Source organism: Mesorhizobium sp. M7A.F.Ca.US.006.01.1.1, from assembly GCF_003997935.1.
Lineage (GTDB): Bacteria > Pseudomonadota > Alphaproteobacteria > Rhizobiales > Rhizobiaceae > Mesorhizobium.
Genome location: NZ_RZQL01000175.1, coordinates 1 through 15339 on the forward strand (window position 1 = coordinate 1; position 15339 = coordinate 15339).

Annotated in this window: 14 protein-coding genes; 8 read left to right on the top strand and 6 right to left on the bottom strand. The window is 64.0% G+C overall.

Translation table 11 applies throughout. The features are described from left to right. From EN943_RS25855 to EN943_RS25875, 5 genes are all read left to right on the top strand, one after another. Positions 1-1852: molybdopterin cofactor-binding domain-containing protein (locus tag EN943_RS25855; protein WP_164778369.1), on the top strand; the 1852-nt coding region annotated here is incomplete at its 5' end. Continuing rightward, complete coding sequence (locus EN943_RS25860) at positions 1849-2457, top strand: hypothetical protein (protein ID WP_127415164.1); 609 nt, start codon at positions 1849-1851, stop codon at positions 2455-2457. The genes EN943_RS25855 and EN943_RS25860, both read left to right, overlap by 4 nt. Positions 2458-2611: 154 nt before the next feature. Continuing rightward, positions 2612-3784 carry an efflux RND transporter periplasmic adaptor subunit gene (locus EN943_RS25865; RefSeq protein ID WP_127415165.1) on the top strand — a complete coding sequence of 391 codons (1173 nt, stop codon included), beginning with the start codon at positions 2612-2614 and terminating at the stop codon, positions 3782-3784. 88 nt (positions 3785-3872) lie between these two features. Beyond that, positions 3873-7052 (top strand): efflux RND transporter permease subunit, encoded by a 3180-nt coding sequence (locus tag EN943_RS25870; protein WP_127415166.1) that lies wholly within the window; start codon positions 3873-3875, stop codon positions 7050-7052. Positions 7053-7144: 92 nt separating this feature from the next. After that, positions 7145-7303, top strand: coding sequence for a DUF3309 family protein (locus EN943_RS25875; protein WP_032900802.1), 159 nt, complete (start codon positions 7145-7147; stop codon positions 7301-7303). Between the two features lie 61 nt (positions 7304-7364). Here the strand turns inward: EN943_RS25875 and EN943_RS25880 are convergent, their stop codons facing one another. Then, on the bottom strand, positions 7365-8324 hold the full coding sequence (locus EN943_RS25880) for an SDR family oxidoreductase (RefSeq protein WP_127415167.1): 960 nt from the start codon (positions 8322-8324) through the stop codon (positions 7365-7367). A 48-nt stretch (positions 8325-8372) separates the two neighbouring features. Then, on the bottom strand, positions 8373-8582 hold the full coding sequence (locus EN943_RS25885; RefSeq protein WP_127415168.1) for a DUF680 domain-containing protein: 210 nt from the start codon (positions 8580-8582) through the stop codon (positions 8373-8375). 114 nt (positions 8583-8696) lie between these two features. Between EN943_RS25885 and EN943_RS25890 the strand changes: the two genes are divergently transcribed. Then, complete coding sequence (locus EN943_RS25890) at positions 8697-9605, top strand: LysR family transcriptional regulator (RefSeq protein ID WP_127415169.1); 909 nt, start codon at positions 8697-8699, stop codon at positions 9603-9605. On the opposite strand, the gene EN943_RS25895 is transcribed toward EN943_RS25890, so the two are convergent. The 3 genes from EN943_RS25895 to EN943_RS25905 form a co-directional block, all read right to left on the bottom strand. Further along, positions 9569-10744, bottom strand: coding sequence for an MFS transporter (locus tag EN943_RS25895; RefSeq protein ID WP_127415170.1), 1176 nt, complete (start codon positions 10742-10744; stop codon positions 9569-9571). The genes EN943_RS25890 and EN943_RS25895 overlap by 37 nt on opposite strands. Positions 10745-10861: 117 nt before the next feature. After that, the gene (locus EN943_RS25900; RefSeq protein WP_127415171.1) at positions 10862-11170 is read right to left on the bottom strand and encodes a DUF1244 domain-containing protein; all 309 of its coding nucleotides are present in this window, start codon (positions 11168-11170) and stop codon (positions 10862-10864) included. Between the two features lie 11 nt (positions 11171-11181). Next, a complete protein-coding gene (locus EN943_RS25905; protein ID WP_127415172.1) occupies positions 11182-11979 on the bottom strand; it encodes an N-formylglutamate amidohydrolase in 798 nt (265 codons plus the stop codon). Between the two features lie 245 nt (positions 11980-12224). On the opposite strand from EN943_RS25905, the gene EN943_RS25910 reads away from it, so the two are divergent. Both EN943_RS25910 and pyk read left to right on the top strand, forming a co-directional pair. Continuing rightward, positions 12225-12713 (top strand): DUF1036 domain-containing protein, encoded by a 489-nt coding sequence (locus EN943_RS25910; protein WP_127260459.1) that lies wholly within the window; start codon positions 12225-12227, stop codon positions 12711-12713. After that, entirely contained in the window at positions 12710-14146 is a 1437-nt protein-coding gene (gene pyk, locus EN943_RS25915) for a pyruvate kinase (RefSeq protein WP_127415173.1), read from the top strand. Before EN943_RS25910 ends, pyk begins: the two co-directional genes overlap by 4 nt. 44 nt (positions 14147-14190) lie before the next feature. Here pyk and EN943_RS25920 read toward each other — a convergent pair whose 3' ends face one another. Beyond that, positions 14191-15255 carry an alpha/beta hydrolase gene (locus EN943_RS25920; protein ID WP_127415174.1) on the bottom strand — a complete coding sequence of 355 codons (1065 nt, stop codon included), beginning with the start codon at positions 15253-15255 and terminating at the stop codon, positions 14191-14193. Between the last annotated feature and the right edge of the window lie 84 nt (positions 15256-15339).

Sequence of the window (15339 nt, forward strand, 5' to 3'; positions counted from 1 at the left end):
GCAGGGCACCGGCGGTTCGGCTTCGACACGCGACGGTTTTGACAAGATGCGGCAAGCGGGTGCCGCCGCCCGGCAGATGCTGATCGCGGCTGCAGCGCAAAAACTGGGTGTCGCCGTCGCCGATCTGGAAACGGCTGACGGTTCGATTCTGCACAAGGCGTCCGGCAAGTCGCTGACCTATGGTGCGGTCGCCGCGGCTGCCGCCGCGATGGCGCCGCCGGCCGAAGTCAGGCTCAAGGACCGGGCCGACTGGAAGCTGCTGGGAAAGCCGCAAAAGCGCATCGATATCCTGGCCAAGATCACTGGAGCGCCGATCTTCGGCATCGATGTCCGGCTGCCGGAGATGGTCTACGGCACGGTCAAGATGAGCCCGCGCTTCTGGTCGAAGCCGGTCAAGGCGGACCTCTCCAAAGCCGAGAAAATTTCCGGGGTGATCAAGATCGTGCCGCTCGAGACGAATTACGGCCATGGCTTCGGCATCATCGCCGACAACACATGGGCGGCGTTCAAGGCGGCCGAGGCGATCGACGCCCAGTGGTCCGATCCCGAATACCCGCTCAGCAGCGCCGCCATTTCAGATGTGCTGAAGCAGGCGCTTGCCACCAAGGGGTCGGTGATGCGCGACAATGGCGATGTCGATACCGCCTTTGCCGACGCGCCGCGCGAAAGGATCGTCGAGGCAGAGTATGCCGTGCCCTATCTGGCGCATGCGACGATGGAGCCGATGAACGCAACGGCACAGTTCAGGGACGGTGCGCTCGACATCTGGTGCGGCAACCAGGCGCCGACCTTGGTGCGGCAGCTTTGCGCCAACGCGGTCGGCATCGACCAGGACAAGATCAACGTGCACACCACGTTCATGGGCGGCGGTTTCGGCCGGCGCGTCGAGACGGATTACGCGCTGTGCGCCGCGCTGATGGCCAAGGAGACGGGCGGACGTCCGATCAAGGTGACCTGGACGCGTGAAGAAGACATGCGCCACGACGCCTACCGACCGGCCGCAATAGGCAAGTTCCACGCGCGGCTCGGCGACGATGGCATGCCGGTCGCGCTCGACATGAAGATGGCCTCGCCGTCAGTGATTGCCGGCACATTGCGCCGGCTGTTTCCCTCGATATCGCCGCTTGGTCCCGACAAGACCATTGTCGATGGCGCCTATGACCAACCCTACACCATCCCGAATTACCGGGTCAGCGGTGTCGCGGCGCCGGTCTCTATCCCCGTCGGCTCCTGGCGCTCGGTCGGCAGTTCGGTCAATGGCTTCTTCCACGAGGGCTTCATGGACGAGATCGCCGTTGCCGGAAAAATCGATCCGGTCGAGATGCGCAAGAGGCTGATGGCCGCCTATCCCTCGGCGGTGAAGGTGGTGGAGAAAGTTGCCGCGATGGCGAAATGGGGCGAGGCGCTGCCCGCCGGCAAGGCCAGGGGCATGGCCTTCACGCTGTCCTTCGGCAGCTGGGTCGGCGAGATCGTCCAGGTGGCGGACACGCCGGCCGGCATCCGTATAGAGAAGGTGTGGATCGCCGCCGATGTCGGCACCGCGCTTGACCCCGGCATCATCGAGGCGCAACTGATTTCGGCCGCCATCTACGGTCTTTCGGCGGCGATGGGCCAGGAAATCACCTTCGCCGACGGCATGGTCGAACAGTCGAACTTCCACGATTTCGATGCCATGCGGATCTTTGAGTGCCCGGTCTTCGAAGTGGCCATCCTGGAGAACTTCCACAAGATGGGCGGCGTCGGCGAGATCGGCACGCCGCCGGCGGCGCCGGCGCTCGCCAACGCCATCTTCGCGCTCACCGGCAAGCGCATCCGCACGCTGCCGCTGTCGAAAACGGTGGCCTTCGCATGAAGAGGCTCCTCATCATGCTGACGCCTGCTGCCATGCTCGTCCTCGCAGTGCCGTTCGCGATCGCGCAAGAGAGCCAGACGCCAGCGTCTGCGGCGGTCGACACAGCAAAAGCCCTGTCCGAATGGGACAAGGTTTATGCGGTGTTCTCGCATCCGCGCTGCGCCGACTGTCATGTCGCGGACGAGCGGCCGCGATGGTCGGGTGCGCACTATGGCGGTACGCGCGTTCACGCCTTCAATGTCCAGCGCGGTGCTGACGGGTCGGGCTTCGGCAATCCCGGCCTGCGCTGCACGACTTGCCATTTCGCCAGCAATTCCAAGGCATTGCATGGACCACCCGGAGCCGAGAACTGGCATCTGGCGCCATCCGAGATGGCTTGGTTCGGCAAGTCCTCTGCCGAAATCTGCGCCCAGATCAGGGATCCCCTGCGCAATGGCAACCGTAGCTTGAAGGACATCGCGCTGCATGTTCGCGACGACAGATTGGTCGCCTGGGGCTGGGCGCCGGGGCCGGGTCGTGAGCTGGCTCCGGGCTCTGCCGAAGCGACCTATCAAGCGATCGAAAACTGGGCGGCGGCGGGCGCATCTTGCCCGGTAGCGCAATGATCTTGTAACTTTCGGACTATATTGCGGTGCGGCTTTGATGTAGAAGCGCGCTTCGCCGATCACGGCAAATTGAACACGGCCCGGCGCGCACCCATATCGGCGACGCGCCCGCGTTATGAGGACGCTGGCCGAACCCGCAGTGGAAAAAACGACGATGAGAATCAGGTTTCACAAGCTTGCAGCCGTTGTTGTGCTCATTGGTTTCGCGGCGTGGATGGCGACAGGCGAGTTTTCGTCGGTCGGCAGCGTAGCCGCCAACAAAGCCAAGGCAGCCGAAGCCGAACAGGCCAAGGCGCCGGACGCGAGCAAGCCGAAGACGGTGGAAGCCGAGCCGAAGGCACCGCTGCGCACCGTCGCGGTGGTGACGCCGCCACGCAAGACCTATGCGCGCGCCATCCGCATTTCCGGGCTGACCGAAGCCGACAAGCGGGCGGTGCTGGCGACGCGCGTCGCCGGTGTCATCGACAAGCTGCCTGTCAAGCAAGGCGATCACGTCAAGACCGGGGATCTGGTGCTGATGCTTGCGGCGGAAGAAAAGATCTCGATGGTCGACAACGCCAAGCAATTGGTGGTGCAGCGCCAGGCCGAACTGGACGCAGCCTTGCGGCTGATGAAATCAGGCAATCTGCCGAAGCTGCAGCTCGACACCGCGCGCTCGAACCTGACCTCGGCGCAGTCGCTGCTTGAAACGGCACAGGCCGAACTCGACCGCAACGAGGTGAAGGCGCCTTTCGACGGCGTCATCGACCGGGTGCCGGTGGAACTTGGCAGTTCCATCATGCAAGGCGGCGAGGTGGCGACCATCCTCAAGCTCGATCCGGTGATTGCCCGCGGCGAAGTCAGCGAGCGCGATCTCGGCTATCTCAAGCTCGGCGACAAGGCCACCATACGGCTGGTCAGCGGCCAGACCGTCGAAGGCACCGTGCGCTACATCAGCCGCGACGCCTCGTCGGCGACCCGCACCTTCCGCGTCGAGGTTGCCATCCCCAATGCCGACGGCTCCGTGCCGGCCGGCATGACGGCGGAAATCGCGCTCAACGCACAGCCGACCGACGCGGTGCTGCTGCCGCGCTCGGTTGTGACGCTCGGCGACAAGGGCGACCTCGGCATCCGTGCCGTGGGCAAGGACAACAAGGTGGCGTTCTTCCCCATCGACCTCGTCGACGACACGCCAACCGGCCTCGTCCTCGGCGGCATACCGGCCGACGCCCGCATCATCGTCGCCGGCCAGGAACTGGTGAAGGAAGGCGATCCGGTCAACCCGGTCGAGGCCGACCAGGCGACCATCAAGAAGCTGATCGGCGAGGCGACCGCCGGCACCCAGTAGCGTAGCGCAGGTCGCGACGCGCTCGCCCTGGGTGGGGGAAAATCGGCTGCGACGCAGCCCCTGAAGATTCAAGAAACAGGCGTTAGCCATGGATATCGTCAGACTCGCAATCAACAATGCCCGCCTGACCATCTCGGTGCTGGTGTTCCTCATCCTCGCCGGCGCGGTCGCATACCAGTCGACGCCGAAGGAAGCGGAGCCCGACGTTCCGATTCCGATGATGTATGTCAGCCTGATCTATCAGGGCATTTCGCCCGAGGATTCGGAGCGGCTTCTGCTGCGGCCGATGGAAAGCAAGCTGAAAAGCCTGAAGGGCCTCAAGGAGATGCGTTCGGCCGCCTTCCAGGGCGGCGGCTACGTGCTGGTCGAGTTCCAGCCGCAGACCAATCTGGCCACCGCGCTGCAGGACACGCGCAGCAAGGTGCAGGACGCCAAGGCCGACCTGCCGCAGGCGGCGGAAGAACCCGTCGTCACCGAAGTCAACATTTCCGAATTTCCCGTGCTCGTTGTCACGCTCTCGGGAAATCTGCCCGAACGCGTGCTGACCGCCGCCGCGCGCGAACTGCGCGATCGCATCGAGGAGGTTCCCGGCGTTCTCGAAGGCTCGCTGCAGGGTGCGCGCGACGATCTCGTCGAGGTCGTCATCGATCCGATGAAGCTGTCTTCCTATGGGCTGCAACTCGATCAGTTGATCGGTGCGGTCGGCAACTCCAACAGCCTGGTCGCCGCCGGCAACATCGAAGGCTCGGAGGGCAAATACGCCGTCAAGGTGCCGTCGCTGATCGAAACGCCGGAGGATGTCGCCGCACTGCCGGTGGTCGCCGGCCCCAATGCCGTAGTGCAGGCCAAGGACATCGCGACGATCCGTTCGACCTTCAAGGATGCCGAGACGGTGACCCGTCTCAACGGCAAGCCGGCCATCGCCATCGAAGTCAAGAAGCGCATCGGCTCCAACCTGATCGACACCATCGCCAAGGTGCGGACGGTGTCCGACGAGTTCGTCAAGTCCATGCCCGAGGGCATGAACGTTACCTACACGCAGGACAAGTCTGTCTTCGTCAACCAGCTGCTCGGCGACCTGCAGAACCATGTGATGATCGCCGTCATCCTGGTGTTCATCGTCATCCTCTACGCGCTGTCCGGCCGTGCCTCGCTGCTCATCGGGCTTGCGATTCCGTCGTCCTTCCTGATCGGCATCCTGCTGCTGGCGATGATGGGCTACACGATCAACATGATCGTGCTGTTCAGCCTGATCCTCGCCGTCGGCATGCTGGTCGACGACGCCATCATCGTGACCGAGTTCGCCGAACGGCGGATGAGCGAAGGCATGCCCAAGGAGGAAGCCTTCGCGCTCGCCGCCAAGCGCATGGCCGGTCCGGTCATCGCCGCGACGATGACGCGCATCGCCGCGTTTTCGCCGCTGCTGTTCTGGCCGGGCATCATCGGCGACTTCATGAAGTACATGCCGATCACGCTGATCGTCACGCTGTCGGCCTCGATGCTCTATGCGCTTGTCTTCGCGCCGACGCTGGGTGCGATCTTCGCCAAGGCGCCGCCGCATCATGAGGACGATAATCGCGATGGCTGGTACATGGCGATCGTCAAGCAGGCGGTGCGCTTCCCCATCACCGTGCTGGTGCTGACCGTCGCGCTCTTGTTCGGCGTCGGCTTTGCCTATTCGAAATACGGCGCCGGCGTCGAGTTCTTCCCGAATGTCGAGCCGGATTACGGCCTGCTCTACGTGCATGCGCGCGGCAATCTTTCGCTGGCCGAAATGGATACCGCGACCAAGATCGCGGAAGACAGGCTGCTCGGCTGGCCGGGTGTGAAGTCGGTCTACACCCGCGTCGGCAAGACGCAAGGCGGCGGCCAGGATGTTCCCGAAGACGTCGTCGGCGTCATCCAGTACGAATTCATCGACTGGCGCGAGCGCAAGTCGGCGAACCACATCCTGGACGATCTGCGTGGCGTCATGGCCGGCATTCCCGGCGTCGATGTCGAGGTGCGCGTGCCGGAAGCCGGTCCGCCGACCGGCAAGCCAATCCAGATCAGGCTTTCGGCCGTAGACCCCAAGGGGCTCGACGATAAGGCCCGTGCGGTCGCGGCGCGCATCGGCAAGGTGCCCGGCGTCATCGATATTTCCGACGGCCTGCCGCCGCCCGGTGTCGACTGGGCGCTCGAGGTCGATCGTGCCAAGGCGGCGCAGTACGGCATCAGCCCAACCTCGGTCGGCACGGTGGTGCAACTGGTGACCAACGGGCTGAAGCTCTCGGAGTACCGGCCTGCCGGCGCCGACGACGCCGTCGACATCAGGCTGCGCCTTCCGGAGGACCGGCGCACGCTGTCGACGCTCGACGAACTCAGGGTGCAGACCTCACAAGGCTCGGTGCCGATCTCAAACTTCGTCGTGCGCAAGCCCGAGCCGACGGTCGGCATCCTCAACCGCATCGACGGCGCGCGTACGGTGGTCGTCCAGGCCAACGTCGCCGCCGGCGCCCAGGTCGCGGCTGTGCAGGAGCAGGTCACCAAGGCCGTCTCCGACATGGATCTCGGCAGCGGCATCCGCTGGAAGCTGGCCGGCTCCAACGAGGACAGTGCCGAAGCCAGCGCCTTCCTCAGCAAGGCCTTTGGGGCGGCGATCTTCCTGATCTTCCTGGTGCTTTTGGCACAGTTCAACAAGTTCACCAGCGTCTGGCTGGTGCTGTCCTGCGTGGTCATGGCGACGATCGGCGTGTTCCTCGGGCTGCTGATCACAGGCGAGACGTTCGGCATCGTCATGTCGGGCATCGGCGTCATCGCTCTGGCCGGCGTGGTGGTGAACAACAACATCGTGCTGATCGACACCTATGACAGGCTGCGTGAAGAAGGCTGGGACAAGGTCGAAGCGGTGCTGCAGACCTGCCGTGAGCGTGCCCGCCCGGTCGTGCTGACGGCTGTGTCGGCCATTCTCGGCGTGCTGCCGATCGCCTTCGGCCTCGGGCTGGAAATCTTCCATCACGAGACGACGATCAACGCGCCGTCGACGCAATGGTGGATTTCGCTGTCCTCGGCGATCGTCTTTGGCCTCTCCTTCGCCACGGTGCTGACGCTGGTGGTGACGCCGTCGATGCTGATGGTGTTCACCCGCGCCAAGGTCAAGCCGGGCGCACGGCGCGGCTGGTTCAGCCGGCTGTTCCGGCGTGGCAAGGGCGAGATCTCGTCGACCGACGCGCCGGGACAGGATGCCGGAGCCGAGCCGGATATCGCCTTTCCGAAAGCCGCCGAATAGACCAATGCCGATTTGACCGCAAAAGGCCGCCCGGAACAACCGGGCGGCCTTTTGCATTGTTCTTGGGCGAAACGTCGAACTGCGGGGTTCTCATGCCGATCACCACCATCGTCATCATCGTTCTGATCCTTATCCTCATCGGCGCGGTGCCGGCTTGGCCACATTCGCGCTCCTGGGGCTATGGGCCGTCGGGTATTGTCGGCGTGGTGCTGGTGGTGCTCATGGTGTTGCTGTTGATGGGACGGCTCTGAGGCGCCCTCTCGTCGGGAGATTCTCCAGTGTGCGGAGGAGCGGCGCCCGTCATCGCGGACGTCAGGCAGCTTTCGCAACGCCGGTCGCGGTGGCAATGCCGATATCCCTGAGAGCTTCGGTGACGGCTTGATCCAGCGGCGTGTGCGGGATCGCACCGATGACGCCTTCCAACCTTGCCGACGCCAGGCGGTGCGGTTCGAAGCGCAGATAGGACATCGACACGATCTCACGCCACATCGCTACGAACGGGCTGCCGGCGCGCAGCACCCACCAGGCCATCGAGGTCATCTTGAGCGGGCGTCCAAGCGCCTTCTCCGCGGCTGCCTTGATCTCCAGGTCGGTGACGGGATGGCCCGGAAAATTGAAGGCTTCATAGGCGCCGAGCTTGTCCAGGTTCTGAGCCAGTCCGACGAAAGCCCTGGCCAGATCCGGCAGGTAGGCCCATTCATGCACGAGGTCGACCGGGCCGGGCGCCGTATAGATACCCTTGTTGATCTTGGCGGCGACGACCAGGTCGAACCAAGAGCCGCTGCCGGTGCCGCCGAAGAAGTCGCCGGCCCGCAAAATTATGGTGCGGACGCGGCGCGCTTCGGCCTCGCGGTGAAACAGGTTCTCCATGGCCACGCGGATGCGCCCCTTCTCGGTCGTCGGGCGGAAGGGTGTGTCTTCAGTGATCACCTCCGGCATCGGCGATCCGTAATTGTATACGGTCCCGGGAAAGAGATGCAGGGCGCTGTTGGCATGGCAAGCGGCCATGACATTCTCGGCGATCGGCAGGCACTTGACCCATTCGGTGTAGATCGGGTTGAGGCCGTTGAAGATGATGTCGACACCTTCCGTGGCGCGGATCAGCGCTTCCCGGTCGAGCGCATCACCGGCAACGGCCGTAGCGCCTTCAAGTTCCGTTGGCAGTTTGCCGTTGCGGGTGACGGCGCGGACCTCGTAGCCCGCGTCGATGAAGGCCTTGGCGACCACGCGGCCGAGCCGGCCACTGGCACCGAGAATTGCGATCTTGGTCATTGGAAGCACTCCTGGGTTGGGATTTGCGTGGTCGGTCGGCAGGCGGGATCAGCGGCTGCCGAAGAGGTCGCGATTGCTGCCTTGCGTGACCGGCTGCCGGACGGCCGCATCCGGGTTGTGGATCGAAGCGGTGGTCGTGTTGTCGGTGCCGGTGACAGCCGGCTGGCTGGCGTCGTTCGACCCAAACTTGTCGCTGCCGGCAAAGGCGGCGCTGACGGAAATGAGGATGGCGGCGATGGTGAGAGCGATCTTGGTCATCTGAGTTCTCCTGGTTGGTGTTTGCAGTCCGTGTGGGTGCCTGCAGCCGGAATATGGTCGCTCCGAATGCGAATGGAAATTGACTACGGATGGCGTTTTGATATTCATAAATGAATGACTGAAATCGACTGGAACCTGATCAAGAGCTTTGTCACCGTGGCGGAAGCCGGCAGCCTGTCGGCCGCCGCGCGAAAGCTTTCGGCCAGCCAGCCAACGCTTGGCCGTCACATCGGCGAGTTGGAACAGGCGCTCGGCGTCACGCTGTTCCGTCGAGGACGGCACGGCTACGAACTGACGGAGGCCGGCAGCACGCTGTTCGAACGCGGCAAGGCGGTCAGCGAGCAGGCAAGCGCCTTCTCACTCCTGGCGCTGGGTTCGGTCGAGGCCATCGAAGGCACGGTGCGCATCGCCGCCAGCGAGGTGGTGGCGGCCTATGTCCTGCCTGAGATGACGATGCGGCTGGGAATCGAGGAGCCCGGTATCGAGGTCGAGATCGTTGCTTCCAACCAGGTCGAGAACCTGCTGCGTCGAGATGCCGACATCGCCATCCGCATGGTCAAGCCGGCGCAGAACGAGCTGATGGCACGCAAGGTCTGCGACATCGAGCTCTGTGCCTGCGCGGCCAAATCCTATCTCGACAGGCGCGGCCGTCCGCTGAAGCCTGCCGATCTTGTCGACCACGATCTGGTCGGCTTCGACCGCGGCGACGAGATCATCAGGGGCTTTACCCAGCATGGCATCCCCGTCACCCGGAGCAGCTTCCGCTTCAGGGCCGACAACCAGATCGTTTTGTGGGAAGCGGTGCGGGCGGGAAACGGCATTGGCCTCGGCCAGGAGCCGCTGGCCGAAAGGGATCCTTTGATAGAGAAGGTGCTGCCTGACCTGCCGCTGCCAGTTCTGCCGGTGTGGCTGGCGATGCATCGCGACGTGCGTACCAGCGTGCGCATCCGCCGCGTGGTGGATTTCCTCCACGAGGAGCTGAAACGCTATTCGGCGGGTGCCGGCGCGAATTCGGCGCGGTGAGCGAGCCCGGCCATCAGCAACACGATGATCAGCAGTCCCGACATGGTGATGAAGATCGGGCCGAAGCTGGAATGCTCGGCAACGAAGCCGATCGCCGATGGCGCCACCAGTATGCCGCAGTATCCGATAGTGGTGACCACGCTCATGCCGGTGCCAGAAGACATGCCTTCCTGGTTGCCGCCAGCCGAAAAGATGATCGGCACCATATTGGCGATGCCGAAGCCGCAAAAGGCAAAGGCTGCAATGGCGAGCCAGGGCGAGGGGGCTAGGCCAGCCACCAGCATGCCGACCGCGGCTACGAGGGCTGACACGCGCAGCGTCGTCACCGCGCCGAAGCGATTGCGTATGCCGTCGCCGAAGAATCGCGTAACCGCCATGACGCCCGAAAATCCGGCGTAGGCGAGGCCGGCAACGGCGAGATCGGCTCCGAGCTCCTGGCGCAGATACAGGGCTGCCCAGTCGAGCACCGCGCCTTCGGAGATCATCGCCAGCAGCGCCATCAGTCCGATCAGATAAACCAGCGGGTTTGCCGGCAGTGCGAATTTGTGGTGCTCGGCCGCCTGCGGTCTGTCTTCGGTGAGGAGATGGCGAACGGCCACCGCGATCACCGCGAAGGCAAACGCCGTTACCGCCGCCGCGTGGGCGAGGTGGCCGTAGTGCTGGATGGCAAAGCCGCCAAGGCCGCCGCCGGCGAAACCGCCGAGGCTCCAGAAGCCGTGCGAGGACGACATGACGGCGCGGGAGAGCCGCCGTTCGAGCACCACGGCATTGGCATTCATGGCAACGTCCATGCCACCGATCGAGCCGCCGAAGATAATCATGGCCGCGGCCGCCAGCGGTACGTTGGGCGCCAGCGCCACGACCATGAGACCGAGGCTGCCGCACAGGGCGAACCAGCGCAGCACGGTGCGCGAACCATGTCTGGAGATCAAATGGCCACACCAGGTCATCGCGACGACGGCACCGAGCCCGAATAAGAGAATCAGCAGGCCGAGCGTGAACTTCGAAATCTCCAGCCGGGTCAGGAACACCGGAATCTGCGGCGCCCAGCTGCCGGTCAGGAAGCCGTTGGCGAGGAAAATGGCCGCGAGCGCCCATCGTCCGCGAATGGCAGTCAGCTTGGCAGTTGACGCGTTCATGAGGCGAATCCCGCTGAAAATGGCTTCGCGCGGCAAATTAGATCGATTCAATTTTCAGTCAAGGCTCTTTCGGGAAGCATTTTTGGGCCATAGCCTCGAGCGATCGCGGAGGCGGCTTTAATGGTCCTTGGGGCGCCTTGCCTCGAATTCGGCCTTCTTGGCGTCGGAGGTATCGGTCTGGTTGAGCGCCTGCCATTGCGCATAAGGCATGCCGTAGACGATCTCGCGCGACTGATCCTTGGTGAGGTCGACGCCCTCGGCATTGGCCGCCTCGCGATACCAGTTCGACAGGCAGTTGCGGCAGAAGCCGGCGAGATTCATCAGGTCGATGTTCTGCACATCGTTGCGCTCGCGCAGATGCTCGACCAGCCGGCGGAAGGCGGCCGCCTCGAAATCGCGTTGCTGCTCGTCGCTGAGTTCGGTCATCGAAACCTCCGTCATAGCGGCCCGGTGCGCGAGCCGAACATCTTCACCACATGTATATCGGGACGGCGGTCGATGGCGTCAACGATCGGCGCCAGCCGTTCGGCCCAGGCGAGCGCGCCCTTCTGGTCGGATATCAGATCCTGTCGGATCTCGATCAGCGCATGGGCGAAGCCGTTGACGATGGCGTGCTTGTACATGGTGTCGCCGCGCAGCGCGCCGTCATAGGGTTCGTTGTCGCCGACGACGAGGTTCTTGTCCTGCGCCAGCATGTCTATCAACGGCCGCGCCACACGATCGTCGAGGTCCCACAGGATGCCGACGTGCCAAGGACGCCGGATTCCCTGCATGGCAGGGGTGAAGGAATGTACCGAGAAAATGAAGGGCGCCCGGGCGGAAGCCTGTGCGACCGAGGCGATCATGGCGCCGACGGCGTCGTGATAGGGCCGGTAGAACCCGTCGAGCCGCCTCTCGCGCTCATCGGCAGCGATGGGGTAATTCCCAGGTACGACAGTGCCGTCATAAAGCTGGCGAATGAGCGTCGGGTCGTCTTCGCCGCGATTGGGATCGATCAGCAGCCGCGAAAAATTGGCGAGCACCGCCGGCACGCCGAGCAGGGCAGCCAGTTCGCGCGTCACCGCCTCGACGCCGATGTCATAGGCGATGTGGCGGTCGAACTCGGCCGAGGGCAGGCCGAGGCTGCCGTAGTCGTCGGGCAGGTCGCGACGGGCATGATCGCCCAACAGCACGATGCCTCGCTTGCGGTCGCCCTCGATGATGTCGAAAGGCGCGAAAACTGTGGATCGGGTCATTGGCGGGAAATGGTCTGTTCGCTGGCTTCCGGGGAGGGTGCTATCGTCATTCCACGAAGACGACGCTTGCGCAATGCCGTTGTTTGGCCAAGGTTTCCCGGGAAATCTGGCACAAGTCGGCGAATTGTGCGCCGGAGCCTTTCTAAATCGATTGGAATTGGACAAAACGGTGCGTTGACATGCGCCCGGACTTTTCCGAAAAGGGGCGCAGAGAGATGCTGATGTGGTTTTTGAGGGGTTTTCGGATGAGTTCCGCCGGCGGGCAGCGCATGCGCTCTGCCTTTGCCATGCCGCTCCTCACTCTTGCCATCGGCCTGTCGGCCATGGTCGTGGCTTCGCCGGCGCGTGCCGATTTCCGCGTCTGCAACGCCACGCAGAACCTGGTCGGCGTTGGCATCGGCTATCGCGCCAAGGCTGGCTGGATCACCGAAGGCTGGTGGCACATCGAGGGATCGAGTTGCAAGACGCTGATCGAAGGGCCGCTGTCATCAAGGTTTTACTATCTTTATGCAGAAGACGCCGAACGCGGTGGACGCTGGGACGGCCCGATCAACATGTGCGTGGCTGAAAAAGAGTTCAAGATCGCAGGCGTAACCGACTGCGTCGCCCGGGGCTTCCAGCGCGCCGGATTCCAGGAATATGACACGGGCGAACAGGCAAGCTGGATGGTCCAGCTGACCGATGAGTCCACAACGGGAGGCGCTCCAGCCGCCCCGGGAACAAACAGTCAATGAGACGTAGCCGCAAGGTCAAGATCCTAGCCACCATCGGTCCGGCCTCCTCCTCGGAGGAGATGCTGAAGAAACTGTTCGAGGCGGGCGCCGATGTGTTCCGCATCAATATGAGCCATACCGACCATGAACTGATGCGCACGCTGGTCGGACGCATCCGCGCTGTCGAGGAAGCGGTCGGCCGGCCGATCGGCATCCTCGCCGATCTGCAAGGGCCAAAGCTGCGCGTCGGCAAGTTCGCCAACGGCAAGGAAGTGCTGACGCAAGGCCAGACCTTCACCCTTGATGACAATCCCGAGCCCGGCACCTCGACCAGGGTCTATCTGCCGCATCCGGAAATCCTGAGCTCGGTCGAAGCCGGCCATCGCCTGCTGATCGACGATGGCAAGCTCGAGCTGAAGGCGGTGAAGAGCGACGGCAAGTCGATCATCTGCACCGTCGTCGCCGGCACCACGATTTCCGACAAGAAGGGCGTCAGCCTGCCCGACACCGACCTGCCGGTCGGCGCGCTGACCGAGAAGGACCGCAAGGATCTCGATGCCGTGCTGGCCACGGGCGTCGACTGGGTGGCGCTGTCCTTCGTGCAACGGCCGGAGGATCTGGCCGAAGCGCGCAAGATCGCACGCGGCCGGGCGCTGATCATGGCCAAGATCGAGAAGCCGCAGGCCGTCGCCCGGCTGGCCGAAATCATCGAACTGTCCGACGCGCTGATGGTCGCCCGCGGCGATCTCGGCGTCGAGATGCCGCTCGAGGCGGTGCCCGGCATCCAGAAGCAGATCACGCGCGCCGCACGCCGCGCCGGCAAGCCGGTGGTGGTTGCAACGCAGATGCTGGAATCGATGATCACGGCGCCGGTGCCGACTCGCGCCGAGGTGTCCGATGTTTCGATCGCCGTCTTCGAAGGCGCCGATGCCATCATGCTGTCGGCGGAATCGGCGGCGGGTGCCTATCCCGTCGAGGCCGTGGCAATGATGAACCGTATCGCCACCAAGGTCGAAACCGATCCAACCTATGCCGGCATCATCAACGCCCAGCGCTCCGAGCCCGAGGCGACCGGCGCCGACGCCATTTCGCTGGCCGCGCGCGAGATCGCCGAAACGCTGAAGCTGTCGGCGATCATCACCTACACCGCATCAGGCACCACAGGCCTGCGCGCCGCCCGCGAGCGGCCGCAAGTGCCGATCATCGCGCTGTCGCCGATCCTCAACACGGCGCGGCGGCTGTCGCTTTTGTGGGGCACGCATTGCGTCGTCTCACCCGACGCCGTCGACCTCGACGACATGGTCAATCGCGCCTGCCGTATCGCCTTCGACGAAGGCTTCGGCAAGCCGGGCGACCGCGTCATCATCACCGCGGGCGTACCGCTGCGGACACCGGGTTCGACCAACATGCTGCGCATCGCCTATATCGGGTCGGACACACAAGTCAGCCGCTAGATTCCTAAAGCGTGTCGCCTCTGAACGGATTCAGGCGGCCCGCTTCAGGTCGGCGCGAGTTCTGCCTGCGGTACCTTGATGTCGGCGCATCTGCCGGCGCCGTAGGCGTCGCCGGCGATGCGCGCCTCCACGGTCCTGGCCATCGCCTGCAGGTCTATACTCTTGCCGGCGACCTTCTCGATGGCGCCGACGGTCAGGTCGGGCGCGATCCAGTCTGGCTTGTGACCGAGATTGCGCACCCAGACGAGTTCGGCACCGGCAATGTCGCGCGCCAGACCGACTGAATGGATATGAGCATAGACCACCTTGTCGCGATCGCCTGAAATGACCACGGTTGGCGCCATGACCTCGTTGTAGCGCGGTGCGGCGCCGAGGGCATAGCGATATAGCCCGGCGACATCGGTGGCGTTGGCCCGAAAGGCTGTTGGTCGCAGCACCAGCGGGATAGAGGCCATTCTGAGATAATTGTCCGGCACCTTGTTGGGCGAGAAGACGCAGGTGGTGGCGTCGGCCATCTGCAGGGTTCCCGCCGGATAGGTCAGCGTCTCGGAAAACAGCCAGCCGAGCACCGGCATGGTGGTCAGATCGTAGTACCAGGCGGTTGCGCCGCCCGGCCATGGGTGGGTCGCCGGTGCGAGGAAGACCAGTCCAAGTGTCTTGTCTGGATGCTCGCGGCCAAAGGCCGATGTCACCACGCCGCCGAAGGAATGGCCGACGATGACAGCCTTCATGATGCCGAGATGGTCCATCAGTGCGGCAATGGTGTTGGCCTGCGCCGACGGGTTCTCGTTGTCAGCGCCGCGACCCGACCAGCCGTGGCCTGGCCGGTCGAAGAACAGCATTTCGGCGCGACCTTCGAGCAAGGGACGCAGCGGCAGCATCTGGTCCCTGAGATTGGCGCTGGCGCCGTGGATGAAGACGATCGGCGGCAGCTCGGCATTGGCGGGTGCCGGAACATGGACATAGTGGATGCGGGCGCCGTCGATGTCGGCGAACTCGCCGATCGGCGGATTGCGGCGCTCGATCAGCCATGAGCCAACGCGGGTGACGCCGACAAAGCCGAAGACAAGCGCCATAAGGAAGGCAAGGGCGGCGTAGATAAGGTTCATGGGAGAGATACGGGGGTGGAGGGGGATAAGTTGTAGGGGAGGCAGTAGGCAGTAGGCATGTGTGTCCGCAGAGCGGTCTGGACC

Coding starts and splice junctions, on each gene's coding strand:
- EN943_RS25860 (WP_127415164.1), top strand. CDS start 1,849: ATGAAGAGGCTCCTCATCATGCTGACGCCTGCTGCCATGCTCGTCCTC.
- EN943_RS25865 (WP_127415165.1), top strand. CDS start 2,612: ATGAGAATCAGGTTTCACAAGCTTGCAGCCGTTGTTGTGCTCATTGGT.
- EN943_RS25870 (WP_127415166.1), top strand. CDS start 3,873: ATGGATATCGTCAGACTCGCAATCAACAATGCCCGCCTGACCATCTCG.
- EN943_RS25875 (WP_032900802.1), top strand. CDS start 7,145: ATGCCGATCACCACCATCGTCATCATCGTTCTGATCCTTATCCTCATC.
- EN943_RS25880 (WP_127415167.1), bottom strand. CDS start 8,324: ATGACCAAGATCGCAATTCTCGGTGCCAGTGGCCGGCTCGGCCGCGTG.
- EN943_RS25885 (WP_127415168.1), bottom strand. CDS start 8,582: ATGACCAAGATCGCTCTCACCATCGCCGCCATCCTCATTTCCGTCAGC.
- EN943_RS25890 (WP_127415169.1), top strand. CDS start 8,697: ATGACTGAAATCGACTGGAACCTGATCAAGAGCTTTGTCACCGTGGCG.
- EN943_RS25895 (WP_127415170.1), bottom strand. CDS start 10,744: ATGAACGCGTCAACTGCCAAGCTGACTGCCATTCGCGGACGATGGGCG.
- EN943_RS25900 (WP_127415171.1), bottom strand. CDS start 11,170: ATGACCGAACTCAGCGACGAGCAGCAACGCGATTTCGAGGCGGCCGCC.
- EN943_RS25905 (WP_127415172.1), bottom strand. CDS start 11,979: ATGACCCGATCCACAGTTTTCGCGCCTTTCGACATCATCGAGGGCGAC.
- EN943_RS25910 (WP_127260459.1), top strand. CDS start 12,225: ATGAGTTCCGCCGGCGGGCAGCGCATGCGCTCTGCCTTTGCCATGCCG.
- pyk (WP_127415173.1), top strand. CDS start 12,710: ATGAGACGTAGCCGCAAGGTCAAGATCCTAGCCACCATCGGTCCGGCC.
- EN943_RS25920 (WP_127415174.1), bottom strand. CDS start 15,255: ATGAACCTTATCTACGCCGCCCTTGCCTTCCTTATGGCGCTTGTCTTC.